General features: G+C 36.6%; 22 protein-coding genes. 6 read left to right on the top strand and 16 right to left on the bottom strand.

Annotated elements, in window-relative coordinates; genetic code table 11:
• Position 1 precedes the first annotated feature (1 nt).
• Positions 2-1,432, top strand: a complete 1,431-nt coding sequence (glcD, locus tag ABD006_RS09565; protein ID WP_343840090.1) for a glycolate oxidase subunit GlcD — start codon at positions 2-4, stop codon at positions 1,430-1,432.
• Complete coding sequence (locus tag ABD006_RS09560; protein ID WP_425542205.1) at positions 1,410-2,750, top strand: (Fe-S)-binding protein; 1,341 nt, start codon at positions 1,410-1,412, stop codon at positions 2,748-2,750. The genes glcD and ABD006_RS09560 overlap by 23 nt, the downstream gene beginning before the upstream one ends.
• Before the next feature lie 5 nt (positions 2,751-2,755).
• Here ABD006_RS09560 and ABD006_RS09555 read toward each other — a convergent pair whose 3' ends face one another.
• From ABD006_RS09555 to ABD006_RS09540, 4 genes are all read right to left on the bottom strand, one after another.
• Positions 2,756-3,877: a CdaR family transcriptional regulator gene (locus tag ABD006_RS09555; RefSeq protein ID WP_343840088.1), complete on the bottom strand. Its 1,122-nt coding sequence runs from the start codon at positions 3,875-3,877 to the stop codon at positions 2,756-2,758.
• Positions 3,878-4,178: 301 nt separating this feature from the next.
• Positions 4,179-4,751 (bottom strand): DJ-1/PfpI family protein, encoded by a 573-nt coding sequence (locus tag ABD006_RS09550; protein WP_343840086.1) that lies wholly within the window; start codon positions 4,749-4,751, stop codon positions 4,179-4,181.
• A gap of 55 nt (positions 4,752-4,806) precedes the next feature.
• Positions 4,807-5,505 (bottom strand): iron-sulfur cluster assembly protein, encoded by a 699-nt coding sequence (locus ABD006_RS09545; protein WP_343840084.1) that lies wholly within the window; start codon positions 5,503-5,505, stop codon positions 4,807-4,809.
• A gap of 29 nt (positions 5,506-5,534) precedes the next feature.
• Positions 5,535-6,569 (bottom strand): amidohydrolase family protein, encoded by a 1,035-nt coding sequence (locus tag ABD006_RS09540; protein WP_343840082.1) that lies wholly within the window; start codon positions 6,567-6,569, stop codon positions 5,535-5,537.
• Between the two features lie 435 nt (positions 6,570-7,004).
• On the opposite strand from ABD006_RS09540, the gene ABD006_RS09535 reads away from it, so the two are divergent.
• The gene (locus tag ABD006_RS09535; RefSeq protein ID WP_343840080.1) at positions 7,005-7,406 is read left to right on the top strand and encodes a (deoxy)nucleoside triphosphate pyrophosphohydrolase; all 402 of its coding nucleotides are present in this window, start codon (positions 7,005-7,007) and stop codon (positions 7,404-7,406) included.
• A gap of 119 nt (positions 7,407-7,525) precedes the next feature.
• A complete protein-coding gene (locus tag ABD006_RS09530) occupies positions 7,526-10,414 on the top strand; it encodes a DEAD/DEAH box helicase (protein WP_343840078.1) in 2,889 nt (962 codons plus the stop codon).
• Between the two features lie 98 nt (positions 10,415-10,512).
• Here the strand turns inward: ABD006_RS09530 and dptH are convergent, their stop codons facing one another.
• The 10 genes from dptH to ABD006_RS09480 all read right to left on the bottom strand — a co-directional run bounded on the left by dptH (position 10,513) and on the right by ABD006_RS09480 (position 23,556).
• Positions 10,513-15,714 (bottom strand): DNA phosphorothioation-dependent restriction protein DptH, encoded by a 5,202-nt coding sequence (gene dptH / locus ABD006_RS09525; protein WP_343840076.1) that lies wholly within the window; start codon positions 15,712-15,714, stop codon positions 10,513-10,515.
• Positions 15,695-17,065, bottom strand: coding sequence for a DNA phosphorothioation-dependent restriction protein DptG (dptG, locus tag ABD006_RS09520; RefSeq protein WP_343840074.1), 1,371 nt, complete (start codon positions 17,063-17,065; stop codon positions 15,695-15,697). Before dptG ends, dptH begins: the two co-directional genes overlap by 20 nt.
• Positions 17,066-17,068: 3 nt before the next feature.
• Positions 17,069-19,450, bottom strand: a complete 2,382-nt coding sequence (gene dptF / locus ABD006_RS09515) for a DNA phosphorothioation-dependent restriction protein DptF (RefSeq protein ID WP_343840072.1) — start codon at positions 19,448-19,450, stop codon at positions 17,069-17,071.
• A 164-nt stretch (positions 19,451-19,614) separates the two neighbouring features.
• Positions 19,615-19,965, bottom strand: a complete 351-nt coding sequence (locus tag ABD006_RS09510) for a nucleotide pyrophosphohydrolase (protein ID WP_343840070.1) — start codon at positions 19,963-19,965, stop codon at positions 19,615-19,617.
• 75 nt (positions 19,966-20,040) lie between these two features.
• The gene (locus tag ABD006_RS09505) at positions 20,041-20,664 is read right to left on the bottom strand and encodes a Bax inhibitor-1/YccA family protein (RefSeq protein ID WP_343840068.1); all 624 of its coding nucleotides are present in this window, start codon (positions 20,662-20,664) and stop codon (positions 20,041-20,043) included.
• A gap of 152 nt (positions 20,665-20,816) precedes the next feature.
• Positions 20,817-21,458 carry a hypothetical protein gene (locus ABD006_RS09500; protein ID WP_343840066.1) on the bottom strand — a complete coding sequence of 214 codons (642 nt, stop codon included), beginning with the start codon at positions 21,456-21,458 and terminating at the stop codon, positions 20,817-20,819.
• A gap of 166 nt (positions 21,459-21,624) precedes the next feature.
• On the bottom strand, positions 21,625-22,452 hold the full coding sequence (locus tag ABD006_RS09495; protein ID WP_343840064.1) for an alpha/beta fold hydrolase: 828 nt from the start codon (positions 22,450-22,452) through the stop codon (positions 21,625-21,627).
• Positions 22,453-22,476: 24 nt separating this feature from the next.
• Complete coding sequence (locus tag ABD006_RS09490; RefSeq protein ID WP_343840062.1) at positions 22,477-22,866, bottom strand: DUF5694 domain-containing protein; 390 nt, start codon at positions 22,864-22,866, stop codon at positions 22,477-22,479.
• Between the two features lie 26 nt (positions 22,867-22,892).
• Entirely contained in the window at positions 22,893-23,174 is a 282-nt protein-coding gene (locus ABD006_RS09485; protein ID WP_343840060.1) for a hypothetical protein, read from the bottom strand.
• A 121-nt stretch (positions 23,175-23,295) separates the two neighbouring features.
• A complete protein-coding gene (locus ABD006_RS09480) occupies positions 23,296-23,556 on the bottom strand; it encodes a hypothetical protein (RefSeq protein ID WP_343840058.1) in 261 nt (86 codons plus the stop codon).
• A 237-nt stretch (positions 23,557-23,793) separates the two neighbouring features.
• Between ABD006_RS09480 and ABD006_RS09475 the strand changes: the two genes are divergently transcribed.
• Positions 23,794-24,234, top strand: coding sequence for a hypothetical protein (locus tag ABD006_RS09475; RefSeq protein WP_343840057.1), 441 nt, complete (start codon positions 23,794-23,796; stop codon positions 24,232-24,234).
• Positions 24,235-24,526: 292 nt separating this feature from the next.
• Complete coding sequence (locus ABD006_RS09470) at positions 24,527-24,946, top strand: hypothetical protein (RefSeq protein WP_343840056.1); 420 nt, start codon at positions 24,527-24,529, stop codon at positions 24,944-24,946.
• Positions 24,947-25,162: 216 nt separating this feature from the next.
• On the opposite strand, the gene ABD006_RS09465 is transcribed toward ABD006_RS09470, so the two are convergent.
• Together ABD006_RS09465 and ABD006_RS09460 are read right to left on the bottom strand one after the other, a co-directional pair.
• Positions 25,163-25,639 carry a pyridoxamine 5'-phosphate oxidase family protein gene (locus ABD006_RS09465; protein WP_343840055.1) on the bottom strand — a complete coding sequence of 159 codons (477 nt, stop codon included), beginning with the start codon at positions 25,637-25,639 and terminating at the stop codon, positions 25,163-25,165.
• A gap of 149 nt (positions 25,640-25,788) precedes the next feature.
• The gene (locus ABD006_RS09460) at positions 25,789-26,700 is read right to left on the bottom strand and encodes an AEC family transporter (RefSeq protein ID WP_343840053.1); all 912 of its coding nucleotides are present in this window, start codon (positions 26,698-26,700) and stop codon (positions 25,789-25,791) included.
• Positions 26,701-26,997: the final 297 nt, after the last annotated feature.

Here is a 26,997-nt window from a genome sequence, read left to right as displayed (position 1 = left end):
CATGTTACCTGATAAAGTCAAACAGGAATTATTGAGAATTGTAGGAGAACACAATTATCAGGACTCCTACACCCATAAACTTGTATACTCCTATGACGCAACCCCGCAGTTTCAGTCCATGCCGGATGCTGTTGTAGCTCCAAACAATACAGATGAGATTTCACAAATCGTAAAGATATGTAATCATTATAAAATTCCGCTTGTGCCCCGGGGATCAGGGACCAACCTCAGCGCGGGTACAACGCCATTGGAAGGCGGTATTGTCCTGCTGCTGAAAAACATGAACAAAATTCTTGAGATTGATGAGGAGAATTTAACCATTACGACACAACCAGGCGTAATTACACAGGAAATTATCAACCAAGTGGAAGAAAGAGGGCTTTTTTATCCACCAGACCCAGGCTCACTAAAAGTCTCGCAAATCGGCGGAAATATCAATGAAAACTCCGGAGGCCTGCGGGGTTTAAAATATGGGGTTACCAGGGATTATGTTCTTGGGTTAGAGGCTGTCCTTCCAAATGGAGATATTATTCGTACAGGAGGCAAATTAGCAAAGGACGTTGCCGGATATGACTTAACACGCCTGTTAGTTGGATCAGAAGGTACACTCGGCATTATTACCGAAGCAACATTAAAGCTCTTGCCTCTTCCACAAACAAAAAAGACAGCCCTTGCTTTATTTGAAGATATCCAAATGGCTGCTGAAGCCGTCTCTGCAATTATTGCCCATAAAATCATTCCTGCCACACTCGAATTTTTAGATCAGCCTACCATTAAAGTGGTTGAGGATTTTTCGAAGGTTGGTTTACCGACGCACGCAAAAGCTGTATTGCTCATTGAACAAGATGGAGACCCCCATAAAGTTGAGAAAGACATTCACGACATATCCTCCATTTGTAAGGAAAATCAAGCATTTGACGTTACCATTGCTCAAACAAACGAAGAGGCTGAGGCACTCACTACAGCCAGACGTGCAGCTCTTTCTGCTCTTTCCCGTTTAAAACCTACCACTATCCTTGAAGATGCTACTGTACCTCGATCTGAAATCGCGAATATGGTCAAAGCTATTAACACTATCGCAAAAAAGTATAACCTGAACATTTGTACGTTTGGCCATGCCGGAGATGGAAATTTACATCCTACTTGCCTCACAGATGTCCGAAACGAAGCAGAAATTGAACGCGTGGAAAAAGCCTTTGAGGAAATTTTTATGAAAGCTATTGAATTAGGTGGAACCATTACAGGAGAACACGGAGTTGGAGCTATGAAATCTCCATACCTTCATTTGAAATTAGGAGACACAGGCTTAAATGCGATGAAACAGCTAAAATTTGCCCTGGACCCTAATCAGATCATGAACCCTGGTAAGATGTTTATCAATCATAATCAAAAAAGAGTGGTGATCAATCGTGAATACGCAGGAGAAAGCTAGAATTCAGGAAGAGTTCCAGCAGAGAATGGACTATGACGAACTTCTAAACTGCATGAAGTGCGGGTTTTGCCTGCCGAGCTGTCCCACCTATATTGAGACCGGAGAGGATGAAGCCCATTCTCCAAGGGGACGCATCGCATTAATGAAAGGAGTCGTGGATGGCGACATTGAACCAGATGAAGAAGTAAAAAAATCTCTTGATATGTGCCTTGGCTGTCGGGCCTGTGAACCTGTATGTCCATCAGGAGTTCAATACGGTCAATTACTGGAAGAAGCAAGGGATATTATTTATCAAAACCAAAAAACACCGCTCCTCAAAAGAATGATAAGAAAAATCGCTTTTAAAGGCCTGTTTCCCAAGCCAAAGCGTTTAAGAAGATTAGCGGGGCTACTACGATTCTATCAAAAGTTCAAAATCCAAAAGCTCGTACATAAATTTAAATTAACAAAAATTCTCCCATCTGCATTCAGGCTTATGGAAAAATCCCTTCCTATGGTACCAAAGATGAAAACGGCTAAGGATCGATATGAAGTTCTCATGCCTCTATCCAGCAATAAGAAAAGAGTGGCTTTTTTTACAGGGTGTTTAATGGACTCTCTCTTTTTATCTACCAATCAATCAACCATCAAACTTTTACAATACGCCGGGTGTGAAGTTGTTATTCCTAATAATCAGATTTGCTGCGGTGCGCTCCATGGTCATAGCGGAGAAAAACAGCAGGCAAAAGAAATGGCTAAGAAAAACATTGAAGCCTTTGAGCATCTTAATGTTGATTATATCATTACCAATGCCGGTGGGTGTGGAGCTTTTTTAAACGACTATCATCACCTTTTAAAGAATGAAGAGGACTGGAAGGATCGAGCAGCATCCTTTGATCGTAAAATAAAAGATATTTCCAGTCTGTTGATTGAATTGGGTTTTCATAAGCAGCCATTGGAACTCCCCCAGCAAGTCGTCACTTATCAGGATTCCTGTCATTTAAAAAATGGGCAGCACACATTCATGGAACCAAGACAATTGCTTCAGAGTATTCAAGGTGCCGATTATGTAGAAATGAAAGATGCCAGTCGATGCTGTGGATCTGCCGGAATCTATAATCTGGTGCAAACCGAAATGTCTATGCAAATATTAGACTATAAAATGAAGCGGACACAGGAAACCCAAGCAAATGTCATTGTTACGGCAAACCCGGGATGCCTTTTGCAAATGAAAATGGGCATTGAAAAGGAAAGAATGGCTCACCAAATGAGAGCGGTCCATATTGTTGATTATTTACTTGAAGCTTATGAATATCGCAACAAGGAACATGCTGGGTAAACATTCTATACTTTTCCAATAATATGAAGTGCCACATAAAACAATGTGGCCCCTTTTGTGTTTTTCGGGTCGAGCCCTGTAAGTTCGGTGATTTGCTTAAGTCGGTAATGTAGGGTATTGGTGTGTATGTGTAATTTTTTTGAGGTTTCTTTTATCGATTGATTTTGAAGTAAATAAGCTACAAGGGTATCCTGTAATTCATCATTATTTAATACATTTTGGAGTGTCCTGGATACGAATTCCTCTTGTGCCTGCTCACAGGCTTCGGAAAGAATAATATCCAATTGTAAATCTTCATAAAATAAAATTTCCCCACTTTTTCCGGCAGCCTGTAAAGCCTTCTCTGCCTCTGTATATACTTGATTGATGTATAATTTAGCGACGGACTTGCTGACTCCAAATGAAAGCACACATTTATAATGGTTTAGAAAATAACGCCGCCATCGATCAAAATGATACGTTAAAAATTCCTTTTTCACTTCAGGAGTTTTATTTTTCACTAATAAAAATCTTCCTTTTCCCCAGCGGATAAGAAAATCTTCCCCACCTTTCGGAAACTGACTTTGAAACCAATTCAAGACATTTGATTCCATATGAAGTTCCGGAATCTCATTTTCTGTATGTACCTGAATCAAAATACACATATAAGGATTTCCAATTGATATTCCCAACATCTGCCCTCTATGGATGAAATCTTCATCAACTTCCCTGGCAAAAATCCATTCATAAAAATAGGCTTCCAGACCTCTTTTCTCCCACTCTTTTTGTTCCAAATGATAGGATTCCTGAATGATTAATTCTGTCATTTTCCTCAGCAAATCAGCATAAGGTTCAACTTCCTCTGGATTACCAGTAATTCCGATAACCCCAATAACCTTATGATCAAACTTCACAGGTAAATTAATGCCTGGCTTTGTGCCTTTTAATTCCTTTACTCGTTCAGGTGTGATATACAATTTCTCGCCAGTCTTGACTACGTTTCTTGCTCCTTCATGAAAGCTACCAATTCGACTTTCATCGGTCGAGGCCACAATCGTACCATTTTTATTTACCACAATCAGATTTTCGTTCAGGATGACACGAACTTCATAGATGATTTTATTGGCAAGTTCAGGGAGAAGCTGCATAGATTCACCTCCGTTTAAGTCTGTATCTTATCTATTTGAACAAAAAAACGGAAAATCCTGCCTGCATGAATACGGATAAAAACTTCAAATGATTGTAATCCGTCATCAGGTTCGGATTTATTTGAAGTGAAAATAAAAAATAGCCCCTCGGTGTTCTGCTGCCTTGAGGGGCTACTTTATGAATCTTCAATGAAGATTCTTTATGGAAGATGTATCTTGTGAAAATCACTAGAATAGATTGCCGACCTTCTGTGAGACATTTTGTGAAACAAGATTTTTCGGGTGGTGACAGGCACCTCTCCTATGCTTTCACACCTTCTGTAACGCCTAAAATCTTAAAGAATTCGCGCATGAATAAAGGAAGCTCAGGCCATGCATGACCAGATACAATGTTTTTATCTACATGTATGAGTTCATTGATATAGGTTGCTCCTGCAGCTTCCACTTCTGGTTGACATGCTGAATAAGCTGTTAATTCACGTCCCTTTACATGCTCTCTTATCGGGGTCAAAACGAGTTGTCCATGACAGATGACACCGACTGGCTTATCTTCAGACAGGAAATGTGCAGCAATCTCCTGAACCTTCTTATCCATCCGAATGTATTCCGGCGCGCGACCGCCTGGTATGATTAATCCATCGTAATCAGCTGGGTTTACATCCTCCACTGCTGCATGAGAATCAATTTTATACGCCCATTTTTCTGTAAATGTGTCCATTTCCGGCAGAAAATCATGAACCACTGTTTGAAGCTTTTTCTTAACTGGTGAAGCAATCGTACAGTCAATTCCTTCCTCTACACAGCGGTAATAAGGGTAAAAAACCTCTAAAGCTTCTACAGCATCTCCCGTAATAATCAATACATTTTTACTCATTCTATCACCTTTCCTTAAATTTATTATTAATGCATGAAGCACTAATCAGCACATCTTAATTTGTCTTCTCTAAATGGTAACGAGCTTCCAAAAGACCTCTGCAGTAATGTCCGTTAAACTCCATACTTAACCTGGTGGTCTTTATTCCTAATAAGTAATCTGATAAATCATCTATGGTAATGGCATTCCCCTCGGGATCCGTTATTGCATTTATACAAGTCCCGGGATGATTTAATTCCTTCTTTTTCTGTAAGTATTTGTCACGTAAATGGATTCCTTCCTCAGAAAGTGTGATATCTTCCAACTCCTGCAGCGTCAATCGAACAAGTTCTTCTTTAGAAAATCCCTTGTTCAACAGATGACGAACGAATCGATCCTGTCTTGAATAAAAAGCCTTTATTCGAAAGGTTTTTCTCAATTCATCCAGATCTCCAGTAGTCTGGCCCTCAAAAGATTGGCTAAATTGCTTCCCCTGTGCGACTCCATGATTAATTTCATCAGATGCACAGTGATCATCCAGTGTCACCCGCGCCTCTTTAACCCAATCAATTTCTGAAACATACTCCTTAATATCCTCAGCCATAATATAGGCAAAGTTTGGGGAGCACCAATAAGTCGGAAGCCGAAATTTTACCTCAACATCAGATCCTTCAATGGTTATATCATCAATAAAATCTAAATCTGTTAAAGGCTGATCAAGCTCGGGATCGTAGACTTTATCCAGCTTTTCCATTACGTCCTGCTTTTTTGACATACCAACATCCTCTCAACTGGAAAATCGAATTAAACACTTGATAGATTCATTTCTTGAGCAAGCCTGTCATTATTAATCTTTCCTTTTTGTGCCTCAATATCAATGTCGTACAAACGTGCAGCATTGCCCGCCAAAATTTTCTTCTTCACATCTAAATTTAATTCAGCACCTGTTTCTTGTTTAATATCCTCTGGAAGCTCAAACTCCATAAACTTCTCAATTAACCAGCCAGGTTCCCAGATTGCATAGTCACTACCAAAAATGATCCGGTCTTCATCTAACCAGAAGAGTAATTCACCCATAATCTCTGCAAAATATCTCGGACGTGCATAAATAAACGGCATAGCCACGGATAAACCGCCATATACGTTTTTTTCCTGGGTTGCAATCCAGCAGAAGTCTTCTAATCGAGGTAAACCTAAATGTTCAACAATGAAGTTCAATTCTGGAAATGAGGTTGCTGCGTCATCAACATCTGCTACATCAAACGCATCACGATTAAGTGGAGTAATCGTAGGTCCTTTATGAATGTGGATATTTTTAATTCCTAATTCCTGGCACTTTTCTAAGTAACGGTAGGTTGAGTCATCGGAAAGTTTATATCCCTTGGAATCACCATACCAATCAGCAGTATACAGCTTTACACCCTTGAGACTGTAGCGTTCATTCGACTTCTCTAACTCTTCTAAGCCACGTTTCCCATGACGCGGATCAAAGGTATCATTACAAATAAGTCGATTCGGATAAGTCTGAGTCAGCTTTTGACTATTTTCTATGTCCCCAAACCCGTTTTTATAGAATTCCTTCAGCAAAACAGGCTGGAAAATTGCCATATCCGCGTACCCTTTATGAAATACATCCTTAATCAAACGATCTTCACTGTACTTTAAAAAATCTTCTTTATCCCACCAAAATTCCTGAGGACTCAGACTCGTCTGATAATCATAAAAACAGTCAATAAATTGCTGTCCATGTACATTCAACTGATTTTCCTTACTTGCATCCCACAAAGCAATATGGGCATCAATAATAAAGATCTCTTCTCCATCCATGGTTCTGTACATACATTCACTCCCCTTTTAAAACTTTTCACAACTTCGTAAGCGGTTACAAAAGTTAATGATAAAAAGATTACCCTCCTTCAAACTGAAAAATTAAATGTCCTGAACGTTTTATAGAAGATATCCTGTTCGAATGATTTTTTCGTTAAGCATTATTATAGCGAAACCAACTTCAGGATTATATGTACAGGAATCTAATATTAAAGTTTTATATTTTATGTTTTTTTGTGGGAAGGTACAAAACACATTTGTGGCTCATTTACGTATTTAGGAAAAGTTGTAATTATCATGACGAATACAGAGTTATATGTAAATCAAATAAAAAATTATTGATATATCGTTATTTTTTATGAAAGCACTCTTCTCCTCCTCCCTATAAACCTTATCCTTTCAAATATGTTAGAGTATAGTTATCGAACATTTAATAGGAGGCCAAGTATGAAAAAAGATATATACGTAGTTGGAGCGGTTTTAGTTAAAAATGGGAAAATTCTTTGTGCACAAAGAGGACCTGAAAAATCATTACCTCTAAAATGGGAATTTCCAGGAGGTAAAATTGAAGAAGGAGAAACAACTCAAGAAGCGCTGAAACGAGAAATACAGGAAGAAATGCGTTGCGAAATAGAGATAGGTGAACAAATAGATCAAACCGTTTATGAATATGATTTTGGCATTGTTCATTTAACCACCTTTTATTGTAAACTTTTGGATAAGGAGCCAACATTAACTGAACATAAGGAGATTAAATGGCTGATACCCGAAAAATTACCTGAGTTAGATTGGGCACCTGCTGACATTCCAGCTATAGAAAAATTATCAAATAAAACACCATTACGATAGATTAACTTTAAAAATAGCTATTCACCAGCAAAAAGTGAGTAGCTTATTATTTTGATTTGAAACAAAAATGGTAAAATATTAAAATATAGCCAAAATAAACTATTAGATAGGGTGTTTATATGTCAGGATTTCTGGAAAATTTAGAAGCCTCTTTACATAAAGGATTTATAAACTATAAACACAACAAGTATGACCGATACAAGCCAGAATTGTTAGTCAATGATTCGAAGCAGAAACAACAGGTCCTCCCTTCCCTCTTAGAAGAATTAGATCGATGTAAATCCTTTCTTTTTTCTGTTGCATTTATTACCGATAGTGGGTTAGCTACTCTTAAGTCCCATTTATATGATCTAAAAAGGAAAGGTGTAAATGGTCGAATTTTAACCTCGACATTCTTATATTTTAATCAACCTAAAGTTTTTAAAGAACTACTAAAAATAACAAATGTGGAAGTTAGGTTAACTACTACTAAAGGCTTTCATTCTAAAGGATATATTTTTGATAATCATACGTATTACTCCTTAATAGTTGGAAGCTCTAACTTAACTGCACATGCCCTAAAGCAAAATTATGAATGGAACGTAAAATTGACATCTCATGAGAATGGTGAGATCATACATCACTTTAAAAATCAATTTGAAGAAATTTGGGAAGACGCAGAACCATTAACAGAGCATTGGATTTTACAATACGAAAAAAGATATAATCAAAATTCAGATCAAAGACTTGTAGAAAATGTAATAGAGTTTCCTTCTGAATATGAACAAAATGCACTAAAAGACTCCATTAAGATCACACCAAATAAAATGCAAGAAATGGCATTAAAACAAATTCAGGCTCTACGAGAGTCTAAAGAGAATAAAGGATTAGTTATCTCAGCAACTGGTACTGGAAAGACTTATCTTTCTGCATTTGATGTCAGAAGATATAGACCAAACAGGATGCTATTCATTGTTCATCGGGAACAAATATTAGAAAAAGCAAAATCTGATTTCCAAAGAGTAATGGGAGGTCCTGACAAAGACTTTGGAATTCTATCCGGTTCTAATAAACAAACAAATGCAAAGTATTTATTTGCAACAATACAGAGTATTTCAAAAGACGATAACTTAAGAAGGTTTCAAAAAGACGAATTTGATTACATTTTAATTGATGAGGTTCATAAAGCAGGAGCACAGTCTTATCTAAAAGTCATTGATTACTTTTCTCCTGAGTTTCTGCTTGGGATGACGGCTACTCCTGAACGTACAGATGATTTTAATATTTACGAGTTGTTCAACTATAATATTGCTTATGAAATTCGTTTACAAGAAGCTCTCGAGGAAGATATGCTTTGTCCTTTTCATTACTTTGGGGTAACTGATTTTGAATTAAATGGTGAACTTCTAGATGATACAGCCTCTTTAGCAAAACTTGTAACAGAGGAGCGAGTTAATCATATTATTGATAAAATCGAGTATTATGGACATTCGGGCGAAGAGGTTAAAGGTTTAATATTTTGTAGTCGAAAAGATGAGGCTAAAGAACTCTCTAAATCATTGAATCAAAAGGGTTACAACACCGTTGCATTAACTGGAGATCATTCGCAAGAAGAAAGAATGAATCAAGTAAATCGATTAGAAAATGGAGTATTAGATTATATTTTAACTGTTGATATTTTTAACGAGGGAATTGATATACCAAGTATAAACCAAGTCGTTATGTTAAGACAGACCCAATCCAGCATTGTTTTTGTCCAGCAATTAGGAAGAGGTCTGCGTAAGCATGAGTCAAAAGACTTTGTAACTATCATTGATTTCATCGGTAATTACAAAAATAACTATTTAATTCCTATTGCACTGTCTGGCGACCAATCACAAAACAAAGATAATATTCGAAGACGTTTGAATGATACAAGTTATATAAAAGGAGTTTCCACGGTTAACTTTGAGGAAATTGCTCAAAAACAAATTTTCAAATCTATCAAAAATAGCACACTTAATTCTATAAAAATTTTACAAGATTCATATAGCGAATTAAAAAATAAAATTGGACGAGTACCTTATTTATATGACTTTATTACCAACCATTCAATTGATCCTTTAGTACTTATCGAAAAATTCGAAAACTACTATAAGTTTTTGATAAAAATGCGAGAAGAGCTTCCTTCTTTCACACAGTACGAAAACCAAGTACTAACTATGCTCTCACAAGAAGTCTTAAATGGGAAAAGAAAGCATGAAATCATATTATTAGACTTGCTTTTTAAGCAGGACACGATTTCTAAAAAAGAATATATCAATCAATTAGAGCGTGAAAATTGTTATGTTAATGAAGCAACACTGCAATCAGTAAAAAGAATCTTTAATTTGTCATTTTTCACTTCTGTTGATCAAAATAAATATGGCAACCAACCTGTTATTATTTTAGACGATAATAACAACTTTTATTTCAATCCATACGTTCGTAAGAGTCTAAATGAGAATAATTATTTTAAGATATTTGTCGCAGATATTATAGAAAGTGCTAAATTGAAGAACAGAACCTACATTAGTGAACAGCCACTTACTCTATATCAAAAGTATTCAAGAAAAGATGTCTGTAGATTACTAAATTGGGAGAATGATGAAAAGGGAACGATGTATGGTTATAAAACAAAATATCAAACCACCCCTATATTTATCACCTATCACAAAGATGAAGATGTTGATTCTAGCGTTGATTATGGTGATGAATTTGTTAATCAGGATATACTCAGGTGGTTCACAAGAAGTAATCGCACATTAAAATCAAAGGAAGTACAAGAGATTATTCAAGCAAAAGAGAATAACATTGATGTTCACATTTTTGTTAAGAAGGATGATGACGAGGGGAAAGACTTCTATTATTTAGGTAAAGCAGATATAGATCAGGATACAATAAAACAAACAAAAATGGAGGATAGCTATAAACCTGTTGTGTGCATGAATATGGTTATGGAGAAGAGTATTGATTATAAGCTGTATCAATATTTAACAAGTAGTGAGTGATGTTTATTAGATATAGCGTTCTCTTAAAATTTGAATTGAATGTAAAAGGAGGGGAGTGCTAACAATTAGCACTCCTTCCATTACTTAAAAGGCTTTTATCAATTTTCCTTCTCCCCCAACAACCTAATCCGCTCTTCTAAAGAAGAAATATTAACAATAACCGGCTCACTTTGTCTTAATGAACCATCTTTACCTAGCATTGGTCCATAGGATACACACTGCGCTTTATTAAGAGCAGCCAATCGTCTTTCCCATTCTCGCTTTGATGCGTTGTCATGAGAAAGGTTGGATGCCACCGTAGAGATTTCGTTTTCTGGTGGTAAGAAATATATTTTCTGGCTTGAGTTTTGTAAACGTGCAATTTCATCTGTATTCAGTTGACCTTTCAAGAATTGTGTCGCATACCAGCCAGACCAGCCAAACTTTCTTCCTTCTGTTAGGATTTTGGCACTTGGGGATTTTTCACTATGATCAAGATTCTGTGCCTCATCTAGAACAACTGGCATTGGAATCGTCTGATCTCCATGCTGAAGCTTATAATGCCATAAATCCCATAGGATAAACTCTGTAATCATTTTTTGGACATCACTTGCAAAGCCAGTCAGTTGAATCACCAAAACTTTTCCTTTATCTTCTTCAAGCTTTCCCCAATTAAAATCATGGGAGCTATCAAATGGATTCTTATCAATCATAGGATTTAATTGGGATAATGCAGTTTTAGCTGAACCTGAGTTATCTTCCTCTAATTCTTGTCGAAGTAGTTCTAGGTTCATGCTATCTCCATGCTTCTGCATACCTTTAACAATGGCTTGATAAATAGCATTGAGCTGCTGAATGCCTAAATCTGTGTAAATAGCCGCAAATACACTTTTCATACGATCAGCTACATCAGCAAAATCTTCTTCAATAAATTCGTCCTCATCCAATTCTTTCTCATTTCGTTTAAAAGGATTTATTGGAAAGTTGTCTCTAGCTACTAAAATTTGTTCAAGCTTATCTCCTAAAAATTCCTTAAACTCAGGTTCTAGCTTAGACTTCTTAAAACCGCCTGTGTAATCAAAAATAATACTTGAAACATTATTCGCTGCCAGTTCCATCAGCATACACTGCATAAAGTAGGTTTTTCCTTGTCCAGATTTCCCTGAAATAAGAATATGCCGATTAGCTAAATCTTTATGGCCATATTCCCAGTAGACTTTGTGCTTGGATCCTTCGACAGTTCCTAATAATACACGAACATCTTCTAGGTCTACTGGCTGCTCATCCTTTTCCTCCTCGGGGTTTGGTTGAACTGGATCCTCGTTATCAGGCACTGGCTTTTTCTCTTTTTCAGTTTTTTCTTTTGACAGCTCTTTCTCATTTGGTTGTTTCGTTTCAGGTTCTTTCTTTTCGTCTGTTACTGGCTCTGCATGTTCTGTGGCCTGAGGAGTCTGGCCATAGTTATTAGCCAATAAAATATTCGTATTTATATCTGTTTTTCCTTGATGAATTCTCGACTTGATGGTTTCAACCTCTTCAATCACACCTGAATATGCGTCCTCTTCAGAAAGCTGTAACAGCAATGAACGATCCTCGATTTTTGCTGATCTCCACGTTGCTTCATTCTTGAAAGAAAGTACCATCCCATCGCCAATATTAGGGCGTAAATGGTTACCTACTTGATAGCTATCGTTGAGGAGAATATCCTTCACCTTCTCAATATCCTCAAAGTTTTTCTCTGGCCACAGACCATTAGCTAGGAATTTTTGGGCATTGGCTAAGAATAATTGAACAAAGAAATTTCTAAAGAACGCATTTTTAAAGATTTTATCACCATTTTCATCGACCTCTTTTAGTTGCTCATCCAATAAGCTGCGAGTAGTTGAAATCTGTTCTTTAGCCTTAGCAATCGTTGAAGATTGGTTTAAACCAACCTTTACTTCTACAGGATAGTAATGAAAATACACTTTTTGATCCTCTGTTATTTCAAGTCCGATTAGTAGGAGATCGTCACTTGTCGAACCTTTAACCCCAAGATTTTTTGCTGAAAAGATTCCAGCACTTTTCGTTAGGTTAACCACACCTGCTACCCTTAGAATTTCTTCTAACGATATAGGTATCCAAATAATACGCTCGTGGTCTAAAAAGCTTAATGCATATTTTAAGGCCGAAATAATGCTTAATTTCTCTCGTGAGAATTGCGCCTTACTTCCAATAATTCTTAAAAGCCATTCTCCATTCACCGCGTTGAAGGCCCTTATAGCTAAATTGATTTGATCATCCTCTGCCTTTATATATTCATCCTCTAAATATTGCTTAATGACTTTTCGATATTGCGAGGATTTGTCTGTAACGGTAATGGCATCATACTGATCATACGAATACTGATCACTATAATGGATAATGAGCAAATCACGCTCTGATCTTTGAAAGAAGTCTAGATCGACATTAGGATCAATAAATGTAACCCAATAAGATGAATCGTACAAAGCATCTAACGTCTCTTCTTTAAAGGAAGTTGTGCGAGTCACGATGGCTTCGTTCTTTCGATATGGGCTGCTTCCTTCATTTTCCAAGTTACTAGCAAGTTCATTTAAGCAGTAGGCCGTTTCAATCAGTTGATTTTCCGGCTCGAGTACATTTTTTATTCCAAACCCTGTTCGATAATCCTGTCTGCCCGTAGCAGACGTCACAGAGGAAAGTAGTCCATGTAAGGATAATCCAGTTTCCATTTCCTGTATATTATCTTTAGCATAACTATCCTGAGATATCATTTTGTAAAAGGATATATGGGCATAGTTGTAGTCTTCTGTGTCTTTTAGTTTGTAATAACGAATATTTTCTCGTACAAAACGAAGCATATCAGCTGGATCAAGCTTTTTAGACTCTAAGGATATATCAAATCTTTCTTCTATGGATTCCACATCATCATATAATGAGAAGGTTTCAAACGCACTGACATAATCGTTTTCCTGATACAATGCAATGTCTAATGGAATGACTTGATGGGGCCCATATTTTTCGATCCGTTTCTTTACAAAATAGAAAATCCCTCTAAGGACCTCCTCATCATTCGTAATATTGATAACATTTATTTTAAATGGTGAGTTTGAACCAGTTAAAAATAAATAGCTAAAGTGCTCCACAAACTGTTGCAGCTTTTCTTCTACAACATTGGCCAAATAGGCATTCGATTCCCCGACCGTCACATTTTTTAATGGCTCATAAACAACCCACTCACTTGCATGATGCTGGATAATAGGGCGATAGAGCTCATCCTGATTTCCAAATACATAAGGAAGGAGATTGTTTGGTCTTAACCGATCTAAGATGTGATGCTCTAACTGCTCTCCACTTATTTGCTCATGGAACGCGATTTGATAGGCTACATTTAATGGATGTAGAGGTGTTAAGTAAATCCGATTTGCTTCCTCTATCGTTCCAAGTTTAAAGATATTCTTCTCTTCCTTTGTCAAGATAGAGTTTTCCTCAACAGCACGCACACACGAATTATAAATATCTACATACTTTTTCGATTGCTCAAGAAGCTGATCTTCTAAATAAGCTAAGCTTGGCAATAAATGTTTTGAACGATATAAATCTAACAGGTGTTCATAAGCATCCTTAAGTTTACTTGGGATATTCAAGTATTCTGCTTCTAAACCTGTAGAACCAAGCTTCGCAAAGTGCATTCCTTGATTCATCCACATTTTTTCTAATTGTAAATAACGCTTGAATTCTTCACGTGGATGGTAAACCAAAGTTCCTTGCTGAAGTTGATCATTCTCAAATGTGAAGTGAGCCTTCCTTTCACGTTTCATTTTCCATATTTGTTTCCCTAATACAGCTGGTGTTCTCGTAAGTTGGTCTTTAATTTTAAATGGAAGCGTATATTCATTGATTTTGATCGTAAACTTGAGAGAATCATCTGACCAAGCCGCTGATGCTTCAGAGATTTCAATTCCTTCCTCTTCTGAAGCTAACTCAATGACTTCATCTGGCTCTTCTACGTCGTATTCATTGGCATTTTGTTGATCTTGACCAATGAATACGTTGTTCCCTTCGCCATGTATAATAATCCTTTTTTCATTCTGTTTCACTTCATATAGCGTTTGAATAGGCTCTAAAAATGTAGGGGGACATTCAACAATAGCAATTTGAAAGTCATAGGTCGATTTTGTTTGGTTTTTGTGTTGATAGGTAAATTTGTAGAATGTCGTATTTCCCGCATCATGAAATAATTGTACGTTTAACTTTTTCCCGGATTTTTCAACGTGAGCCTTTGTCTTATTTTTTATAAACTCCTGCTTTAAAAACTCATCAAAAGAGAATTGAAGGTTGATCTCTTCTTTTCGTTCTGGATTAAAAATAATGATGTGTCGTTTACGATTACCTGCTTTTGTATCCCGTATTGGTTTTTCCCAAAAAACAAGTCCTTCCTTTGTTTGTTTATCCACCATTTCAATATATTCTAAAACCTTCTTGTCCTCTTCAATTAACCGTTCATTTGATTCTTTTACAAAGGAATAATCTAAGGCTTGCCAGTCATCCTTCTTGAGTTGCGTCACACCTTTATCATCAAAGCTCTTTTCAAGTTGCTGTTCCAAATTTTCGTATTCATGTATGTGTTGTACCTTTTCAAAATAACTATGGTTTTCCTCCAGCCTTTTTCTTACTTGGGACGGAGTATATTGGTCTAACTGTTCATCATAAAAAAGACCTAATGATGGATAGTCCTTCTTCTCAATACTTCCTTGTGATAGTAACCCGAGGACCTCTGCAAAATCTACCAAGGCCGGCTGTAGGATAATGTCTTCTAGCTTTTTATTCAGGTGAAACTTAGCGATTTCCTTTTCCGTTTTGGACAGACTTGAATTTTCAATTTCCTGCTTTAACGTATTAGTGATTGATTTTACATGAAAGGGCATTCCTTCCTTTTGAAGGTCACTGCTTCCCCCACGAATACTATCTAGAGTTTCATGACAAATACTTAATAACGCTGTATTTTCCCAGTCTTCTTGCTGTTCCCCTACCTTATTACGGAGGGTTACTAAAAAGTCAGGAGTTACATGATTAACGGTTGCTGCAACGACTACGGTAACTTCTCCAATTTTTAACCCAAATGTTTCATAAGGGGAACCATGTTCATGCTGATAAATGAAACTGTCCGCATAATCATGCTTTCCTAGAGCATCATAAAATTGGCGAACTTGATTCTCGTCATCAAATTGCAGATAAAACCTTTCTCCTCCTGATAACGATTGATCTTCAAAGAAAGCAATTAGTTTTTCTGAGAGATAATTATAGAACTGGTTTAACATATTGTGCATCCCCACTATCACTCTTTTTATCCAAAAGATTTAGTTTATCAAATAGTTGTACAACCTCATCTTGAGAATGGCGGTCAAAAAACACGCCTCTCTTCTCAAATTCACGAAAGACATCTTTTAAAGATTTGCGTTCATCTTTCACACTTATTGTGGTTAATAATAATAGAAAATCCTGGGATATATTAAGCATGTAGCCGAGTACCCCACGTGTCTTCAGGAAATATCTTTTCCCGATTTCTTCAATAGATAAAGCAAAACGGGTCTTCGTTTCTTTTGGCACACCTTCATCTAGGCTTAAAAACAGCTGGTCTACAAGGCCATCAAAATCATCCGCTAATGTTTCTAAGGGAAGTAGCGATACATGATATCGATACTCTCCTATCCATGTTTTTAATACATTTAGGAAATCCTGTTTTTCCTCCTCAGAAAGATCCTGGAAGATTTCTCGTATTCCTTCATAGCTTTTAGCCGTTGTAGTATCAAGAAGAAAATTCAAATGTTCTAAACAGTTATTATGAACCAATATATTTTTAGCTGCATCTTTAATACGTTGATACCCTCGTTCATATCCAATACGACTTTTACTGGCTCCTTCCCAATCGAGGGTATAAACAACCTCATTTACCGAATGAAAGTCTGCTTTCTTCGTTTGATTCAGCTTTAATGTGAGCTGGGTAATATAGAAGAAATAATAATACGCTAAAAACATATTAATATTTTCAATAAAGTAATCCTTATGCTGCATAAGGAATTTGATATCCTCTTCAAAAAGGTCAGAAATCATTGGCATCATAATGTGATAACGTTTTGTATGACTCTTTTCCTTTAAATAGTCAAGCTGATCTAGTATCAATTTAGACATAAGGTGATCAGTTTCTGATTTCGTGAAAAACTCCTGGATATATTGCTCATTCTGTAAGAGTACATCACGAATAAATATGGCTATATTGGTTTCACCTTTTGCTTCTTTCCCAGATGTCAAAGGAAGATATTGATAGATGTGCGGATGAAATATTTTCATGGTTTGTAGGTCATCTGATAAAAACATTCGAATCAAGCGATTAAAGTAAGGTAAATCCTTCTCATCAGGATTCACCGTATCACTTATTTTTTTAATGACCGATTCCATTTCGATTTCTTGGTCTAATACATTTCCACTCACGATACGGGCAAATTCCCCTGTAACACCTTCAAAGCCTCTAGAAAATTTCGCACGCTCTGGGTTACGAGTTGGAAATGGAAAGATTGGACACTTTTTATTAATCGTGTGTGTTAACCCTTTTTTATCCTCTTTTATTCTTAACGATTTGCGTAAGGCTTTCAATTCCTCTGTATATCCCATGACTTACTCCCTCTTAAACGTAAATTCTTCAAATTCAGCATCATATTCAAGCTTGAATAATAAATCTTCCGTTAAATCATGAATTACCATTTCATCTTCCTTTTTACCTATTTGCATCAGTTTCTCTACAAATTCTAAAAATTGAATCGCATCTTCTTTATCCTTTTTATTTGGACGATAACCATTTAGAACTTTCACCATGGTTTCATATAATGGATAGTCAATTTCAAGCAATGCATACTCTGTTTTATGTTGATTTTGAAATCCGATAAGTAAGGTATCCTTAAATCGATAAAAAACGTCTTGGTCTCGCTTGACTAAATGATTCGTATACCTTTTCAATTCTAAGGTTTGAGCAATATTCATGGAGCCCATTGATTCTTCATAATAAATATATTGATCATTCCCCTTAGGACTTCCCTTCCAGGCAAAGATAGCATCTTCCGTTTCTTGATATATCCCTTTAAGGCCTGCAGGAATCCCTAGGTTGAAGGCATATAAATAATGCATAAAATCATTGTAGGTTTTATTTTTGAATATCTCTTCCATTTCATCAGACAAGAAGTAACAAAAACGGATCAAGGATGTATTTAACACCTGTCTTGTCGCTTTTGTTAGCTCATAAAATGGGCCTAAATCGGATAGGGCATCGACCCAGTCTTTTAACCCCTCTTGACTTATATTCTTTTGAAACACTTTTGAGATATCGGTTGAATTATTTAGCTCAATTAACATCTGATCGATCATCTCTGAACGTGTATGAATAGGATCAACATAGGAAATTACTTTGAGTAACGGAGATCGATCCGAACTATTAAACAACATATTTGGTAACAAAGCTTGTGTTTCCTCAATGACAGATGTAGAGGTCAAGTGCTCTTCTAAATTAGAAGGAATCAAAATATCATGAACAAAATTAAGCAATGTACGTGTTGAAAGAATATATTTGTGTTGAACAATAGCTTTAATTAATAATTGAGAAAGCTTTTGCCTGACCGTTTTTTGCTGGAGCAATTTATAGTTCGTCATATAAGGCCCCATTATGCCTTCTGCTTGGTCACGGTTAAATGCTCTGTAGAATGGGTTATCATCCGTTGGTTGAACAATTTTTTCAAATATATTCATAAAATAGGAGGACTCTGGGCCTTCCTTTGTTAATTCATATGGATGATAGTCAGAAAAACTAATTAAATTAAAATGGTCATCCATGTAGTTCTCTGATACATAATCGGTCTCAAAGATTTTTGATTCAGAAATAAACGAAGCAAGTTTTGTATAACTTTCCTTTACATAGGAGGACTCTAAGAAATTATGTAGTACCCCTAAATTAATCGCTAGAATTCGTTTTTCGTTCGTTTTATCAATATTTGCATCAGAAAATGGCTCCAACACTTCCGCGAGCGTATCTAAAGAATTTTTATGAGGGTCAAAGCTCTCTGTAGCATCGTTATGGACCTTAAAATTAGCCATTAAATCTGGATAGGTTTCATTCATGTAGGCTAACAAGTGAGACTTACCATCCCCCACACTTCCACAAAGGAAGATCAATTGACTACTCTGTTCATTCACTTTTGTTCTTAAGATGTGTTCAAGGTCATTTTGTATAGGACGCTCGACGTGTAAATATTTTTTAAAGGAACTAAAGGCTTCTGATCCTTCAATAGCTTCCTGAGAAGACTCCTTCAATTTAGATAGCTGGAAGAGGAGTTCACTTCCGTATAATGTTCTAGGACCTTCTTCAGGTTGATCTGCTGTATCATGCTGTTCCTCTTCTTCTCTTGGTGGTTCTTCTTCTTGAGGATTACCCTGTTGTTCTTCTACTAATTCCTTTTGATTGGTTCCAGGTTTATCATCCGTTACAAAACCTTCATCTATCGCTTGCTGTTTAAAAAATGAGGATAATTGCTTTGATAATGTTGATTCAATCAGTTTTGTAATTTGGTTCGTGTCAAGTCCCTCTGTTTTGCGCATAGGAGGGTTTTGATATTCTGGAGTTTTGAAATCATAACTTCCATACACTTCCGCAAACCAAACAGATATTTTAAACAGGTTCTTATGCACTTTTAAAGCCTTTTCAAGATCTCCTTTACCATCTGCATGGGCAGCACGATTTCCAATATAACGAATCATATCAAAGGATTGTGCAACTTCCTTTGTAAATAAACCTTCACGATCCAAATAAGCAATTCTATCCACTTGTTTCCACGATTTAATATGATCTAGATTTTCCAATGAAGCAATGGTCTTAGTCATATGTTCGGCAAATAACCTGCTTTTTACCAAAACTCCATGAGGATCATCATAAAATATATTTTCAATACTCCGACCGATTTGTACTAGTTCAGGATCTAATTCCTGTAAAAAATCAAACGTGTATTCTGACATGTATCCTTTCACCTCATTTACATGCTCAAACATAATTACATCAATCTAATTATAACTAAAATCCCAGAATTTATTAACCATTATCAATTAGTATACTTCTTCCAATAAAAGGGGACTGTCCCGCACTACTTTAACGCGTTAAAGTAGTGCGGGACAGTCCCTAATTATAATTCCGTATACTTCTTCTCCGTCCCTCTCGCCTTCTCCACAGGATACTTCCGGGCATTCTTCTCTAATTTGTTTAACACGATCTCATTCAAATCAACATCTAAAACATCCGAAAGCATCAGAGAATAAATGAGCACATCCGCTAATTCTTCATATATATTTTCTTCATTCTCCTCCATGGATTTTGCACTATCCTTCCACTGGAAATTTTCCAGCAGCTCACTTGCTTCCAATGACAGGGAAATTGCTAAATCTTTGGGGTTATGGAATTGTCTCCAATCCCGATCATCACGAAATTTGGTTGCGGCTTGAACTAAATCATTTACAGTTACATTTTGCTTATTCATACTAGGCTCCTTTAGCTAGGGACTGTCCCTTACCACTTTAACGCGTTAACGCGGTGAGGGACAGTCCCTGATTATTTAATCTCTATTTAAAAAACGTAAAACAAACAACAGTAAATTAACGAAATCGAGGTAAATAGATACGATAATCATTGGGATATCCTCATCCGTGAATCCTTCATGCGTCAATCGACTGAAGTCATAAAGCGTGTATCCTACAAAAACTAGAATACCGAACCCTGAATAAATCAGGTCCATTTGACCCCCAAATGGTACGAATATATTCGCAATTCCCAGGCCAATTAATACAAACAGGGAAATGAATAGGAAGCCACCCATGAACCGGAAATCATGTTTGCTTATGACTGTATATAAAGCGATTCCGGCGAAAGATAAAGCCGTTATAACAATGGCCTTCCCAACTGTTTCTGCACCTAATTGGGATATATACATGGCGATGGCTGGATACAAGGTGCACCCTGAAACAAACATAAATGTAAACATTAGGGGATAACCAATTGCTTTCTTTCTACGTAGGAAAATCATAGCTATAATTAGTCCTAATTCAACAAATATAAGTGGTAAGAAATAGGCAGGTGGTACATACTGACCCGCATAGAATCCAACGAACGCAATCATTAATGCACTAAAAAAAGCAATAAATAACTTAGCATATGGTTTTTGGTACTGCACATGTTCCATTCAATCATTCCCCCTTTTAATAGCGAATTTTTTCCTGTGCTTCACTATCAACATATTTTATCATAAAAGATTCTTATTCGTATTCTCAACAAATGTACCGACCAAAAACTTAGCGCTATGAATATTCATAGCGCTTAAGACTCTGGAATTAACTATTCAGTTTCTTCCAATGCTTCAGGATACTTAACTTGATTAAAAACTTCTCCGCTCGCTTCATCTTTTAAAGAAATCGCTACCGAATATTCGTCAGGATCAGCACCGTCAAATAACTGGTACATCATTCCGGACATTCCCAATCCCATAGCGGCAAATGCATCCATGCTGTTTTCGTAAGCTTCTCGTTCTACAACCATTGTAAATTCCGAAAAATCATTGTTATAAGTAATGTCTTTAATTGATGTATAATCACCGCTTGATACCATTTCATCAACCGTATTTTTGACTTCGGTACCCATTTCCGCCATCATTTCTTTATGTTTGGCTTTAGACATCTTATAAGTATAAGAACCATCGTCATTCTCGGTCACCTTTATTCCGTCCTCTTCTGCACTTGCAATAACTTCTTCGGGGTCTTGATTTTCAAACATTGAAGCTGGCAATGTTACTTCAACACTAAGCAAATTTTTATCAACATCAACTTTTCCTTCTTCATTAGTTGACTTCTGTTCATCCGTATTTGCAGACTCTTCTGTTTGAGTTTTGTTTTCTCCGTTATTATCTGCTTCGTCATTAGATGAACATGCCGTTAGAAAAGTTAGCAATACTATCAAAAGGACATAACTTGTTTTTTTCATTTTCTGTCTCTCCTTTTTTTGTTGCATAAGACCAAATTTGCTCGTGTCTTAGAACCTTCCTCATACTAATTTAATTGCAACTGCCTCGTCTACCTTTATTTGGATTGAGGTTCCAGGAATCCACCACTAATCCTATTCCTATTTTACTACCTTCTCTGATTCGTATTCACACCTTTCCCTTTGTAAGTTCGTCCCTCACCCAGGTAATCAGTTTATCCGCCACGTCCTCAGGTGCGTCAACATAGATGTTATGGGTTGTATCAGGAATGGCAATGGAGTTGAGATTCATCATTTTTTGTTTCATTTCCCCTATGGCTTCTCTTCTAAGCTCCTCCAATTCTTCCGGTATGGTGCTTATAAGTAGCAACACTGGACAATCTATACAGGAAAAGACATCACGAGTGGGCTCAGAAAAAATCCCTTTTATGATGCCACGTGTTGTTGGAACACTTGCTGCCAGGCGAACCTCTCCATCTCTTTCTGTCATTTGGGCTTTTGCTGCTTTTTCCAGTTCATCAGACCAATGATTGGTTTCACTCTTTTCTGCCTCGATGAAAGCTTCCCATGAAGGAAAACGAACCTGATTATAAACCTTTTCCACCTGTTCTAATTCATCCTCTAATTTGGATATTTTATCTATTTGCAAATAGCCCCCATCAAGTAAAACAACACCGTCCACCAGTTCAGGAAAGGCTTTGGCTATATATAAAGCTAAATGTGCGCCCCAGGAATGCCCCACAAGGATGACTCCGGATTTTTCAGCCTTTTTTATTTGTTTACCCAATTGATTTGCTATATAGCTCGGATGATAATCTTCTTCGTCAGGAAAAGGATGCGTACGTCCATGTCCAGGTAAATCCAATGCCACAATATGAAAATCTTCTTTCAAATGCTGGGTCCATTCACTAAAATTCAAGCCTGTGCTTCCCATCCCATGGAGCAATACCAGTGTTCGACTTTCCTTGTCCCCCCATTCATGTACCTGAATCTCCATTTAATCAACCCCTTTTAGAATCAGTTATTTCAAGTATTTATTCACAGGTATAACCTCAAACAACCCGCTATCCGCTAAAAGTTGAGATAGTATATACGCATGTCCAGCTCCTATAATTAAAAGAATACGATCCGATGAAGATTGAGCAAGTTTTGCAATATTGGAGTAGATAATGAGATTCCGCTGATACCACCAGCGAACCCAATCGATTCCAACATATTCTGTTCCTTTTCCAATCCGTGAAACCTGCAAATACATTTCATGATGTTTTTTGATGTAATGTTCTTCAATTAGATCATTCACTTCGACATGGTGTATGTCTGGTGTATTTCTCATATGAAAAGTTCCCAGCACCATTACTTTTGGTTTATGAGCGAGCTTTCCCATGACTGAGTCCCATTCCTCCTTCAGCACATAAATAACATCACCATCCTCATAAGTTAATCTAATCCCTCATCAACCGTGTCAATCCGGATAATGTCCTTCGTATCTTTTTTATAAGTATAAAAATAGGCTGTCTCCGGTACATCCTTAAAATTTACAACAGCTTGGTATTTGCCATTATGTACGGCTTCATCATCCTCGTTTAATTCCAGGAGTTTCACAACCTCAATTTCTTTTATATCAGTTTCCTCGTCATATCCTTTTTCAACTAAATAGTTAATTGTGTCCTTTTTTAATTGTGTTTTCTTCTGAATGGTTAAATACACCTGAAAGCTCAATACTAGTACTCCTATTATTAGGACAACTGCCAGCCATTTTTTCTTTCTAATAGTAAAACCTCCGAGAGTTATGTTTTAAATGAACTTATGTCAATTGATTCTTCAACATTTAAGAGAGCGCTCACCTTTTCCTTTTAACATAAATAAACGTCTGTCTAACAAGAAATACAGCAAATGCTGGGATAAAAATAAAAAGTCCTGCATCCAGTAGATATACATTAAGGAATATTCCATATCCAACTATGATTGTAATGAGTGACACAAGGAATAAATAATTCAGTACCCTTCTCATCCACTGCTTTAAAAACACACTTCTCGTTTCGATAAAACGAAGGATCACACCTAACACAAGCCCTGCCAACAAGAGGACTAAATACCTCACATCATTCCTCCCTTCAAAATCTCATGCAAAGTATGAAAATCCAAATACCATTATACATCTTTCTGTAATATTTTGGAATATTTTTTTAAATTTAATAAGGTAATTCTGAAGTCATTATCGATTAAAACTTTTTTTCTTAAACGACGATTCATGCCGCTCGCTAAGTTCACAAAAAAGGATAGTCCGAAAAGTGAATAATTTAAACATGATTAGGAAGAGTAATAGTGAGGTGATTTTATGAGGAAAAAAACAGTTTTGATATGTATCATTACATTCCTTCTCATTTTCCCCGTACAATTAAGTGCAGAATCGGATGTTCATTGTCCGAGTACAAAGAATCTGCTGAATACGAAAATAGATGATCAGGACGAGCTGAGTGAAGCACTGAACAATATTGTACCGGATACATATGGGGAAAATGACTATGGAAATTACTTCTCCAAATGGGAAGTGACTTCAGCTCTGCCTTTTGCTGAAGCTGTTGAAAATGATCAGCAAAATGAAGAATATTATAACCAGGCGAAACAAGCCTGCGGGGAAGATGTGACGGAACAATCATGGTTAGTAAAGCTGCACTTTCCACTTTGGGAAGGAAAAAGTGAAAATGCTGCAAATGGTCAGCTGTTTTTAGCAAAAAGCAAGGAAGATGGATGGTTTGCATGGTACAGGGTACAGTAATGAACAAAGGTGGAAGTGCCCGTTTATCCAGCTGTACTATTAGCGACGACGGACTGGACTGAGCCGGAGGAGACAAAGTGAAACTTCAATCAGTGGGGGGATCCCCACTGATTTCTTATTTTTATAAGGGGGTCTTACCGCCAGTTAGTAAGCGATAAATAGAAGGAACAAATAATAAAAAATGAAAGCGTGATGTATATCGATGAATAATATTTCTTTTAAATTAAAGAGGCAGCAATGTAAAAAAATGTATGTTCTATCCTTGTAGGGTAAGCTATTATAGGTGATAAACATGAGAATAAGAACTGCTTTAATAAGTATAGTGATGCCAGGGCTTGGTCAGTTATTAAATCTTCAATATATTAAAGCCATCACATTTTTAATTATAGAACATTTTATAAATCGTCTATCCCATATAAATCAGGCACTCTATTTAGATATGAATGGATTACACAAGGAAGCATTAGCCGTAGTGAATTATGAATTTGCGATGTTTTATCCTGGATTTTATGTATTGGTTGTGTTGGATGCAGTAATTAACACAAAAGAAACCAAAGACACAAAATTCATTTACTGGTTTATTTTGTCAGGAATGTTAGGGACAATGGGTATAATTTACTCAAGACTTATAACTATACCTGTTTTTACAGTTGGGTTCTCTATGGCTGTGTTAATGCTAATTGGTACTTTTCATTGTTCTAAAAATAATTAGTAGATATTATTCAACCAACGTAGGCTTATCTTTAAGATTATTTTAAACCTAGAAAATCGTTAAGAAGGATGAATTCAATATGAATACAGCCAAGGAACGTTTACTTAAAATTATTGAAGAAATACCTCAACAAGAAGTCTCACTTTATTACCTGTTCCATTCAGTGATCTAACAAATAATTTGGATTGTCCTATAAACAGACAACCCATTTTGATGTTAATTATTGAATTCAATCGTTTCATTAATATCTGTAGTTTTAGAATTTTGCCCTGTCATACGGTTATAGTAGAAGACAGCCTTCTTTATGAAATTTCCTTCTTCCCAGTATTCGGCTGCTTCCACTTTTACCTTTATCAGGATAATGTTCGGATCATCATAAGAAGTTTGCATAATTTTCTCGTGTACTTTGCTCCACATTTCCTTTTTCTTGTCTAAATCTTCAACGATTTCCGCTTTTCCACGGACGGAAACATAGGATTTACCTGCATATGCTACATTAACATCTTGATTATGTAATATTTCATCATATTTATCCGTCTCTTTTTTAGTGAAAAACCATAAGTCTCCATCAAACTCTACTTCCTGGGTTCTCATAGGACGAGAAACAAGTCCTTCTTCAGTAGCTGTAGTCAACATTGCCGTATCTACATTTTTAATTAACTCCCATAGAGTTTCAATATCATCTTGTTTCATAATGGTATTACCTCCTTCCAGGGTATATACTTCCCTCTGTCCCCACTTATATTCAGGTGCAGTAGAATTCTAAATAAAATGAAACAAACATCCGCAAATAAAGGAGGTAAACCATTTAAATGTAACAACAGTAGATATTGTTCTGTTTTTTAAATCACAAAATTTGCAATCAGCCACATCAATAGAAAGCTGATAATAATGGTCATATTTGTCACAGTGCCTACAAACCGTCGATCATAGTTAAACTCCACGGCATACGGGAGTGCAGACATGGACGATGGAAGGATAAGTCCAATTAACACTGTATATTTGAACATGTCATTAAATGGCAAGAGGATAAATAATCCTGCGCCAGCCACGATTCCGATGAGATACCGAACGGCCATATACTGCATAATCAGCTTCAGGTATCCTTTCTCAAACGTGAAGTTCAGATAAATCCCCAATAGCAGTAAGGACAATGGCATATTGGCCACGGAAATAATATTCGCCGTTTCGATCAGTGCTTCCGGGAGCGGGATGCTGGCCAAACTGATGAAAATGGTAACAATAAAGGTCATAAAAGGAATCGACTGGGTCATTTGTCTGGAAATCGTCCTGACATCCAGTGACGAGGACGAATCTGAATAATACGCACCAATGACATAGATAAGACCAAAGACAATAAAGGCATTTCCCATATCAAACATACCAAAATACTGGATTCCTTTGCTTCCCCAGATTCCTTCGACCAGAGGATAAGCAAAAAGACCAATATTAAATCCCGGCACCATCATGGTAAGCATACCCTTTGTCGTTTGTTCCTGTTTCCGGAAAATAAAAATACCCACCGCACCCATAATCAGTCCGTAAACCAGACCTATAATAATCAGTAAAACCAAAGATGTATCCAGGGTAATATCATGAAAACTCACAAGAATAAGTGCAGGCAGCGTTAAATTAAATATAATGCGGGAGAGCCCCTCGCCGTCCCGTTCTTTGATAAAATTCGTCCGCTTCAATAAATAACCTAATGCGATGATAATAATAGAATATAAAAACTGATGATTAAAACTGGACAATGATGATTTCTCCTTACTCTATAAATCTATTCGCAGACTTAAAACTTCATAAGAGAAATCATAACGCTGTCTGTGAGGTTCGTCAATCCTTGCATGTAAATGATGCACTTTCATTAGCTGCTGGCGGGCCTGTTCTTTCTAAAAAAATAACTAATCATCGTTCCCGGCATTCTTTTTACCTTGCCAGTAAATCAACGTTGTTAGCAAAACGTGAGCGATTAGACCGCCTATGATCATCGCTATACATTGATCCCAGTCATAAGAATCAGTCCATAGTCCTTTTAGAATCGTAAATAG

Origin of the sequence: Salinibacillus aidingensis (genome assembly GCF_039522525.1) — a bacterium.
Classification (GTDB): domain Bacteria; phylum Bacillota; class Bacilli; order Bacillales; family Alkalibacillaceae; genus Salinibacillus; species Salinibacillus aidingensis.
Note: the sequence above shows the minus strand (reverse complement) of the source record. Positions and strands in the feature narration are given on the sequence as shown.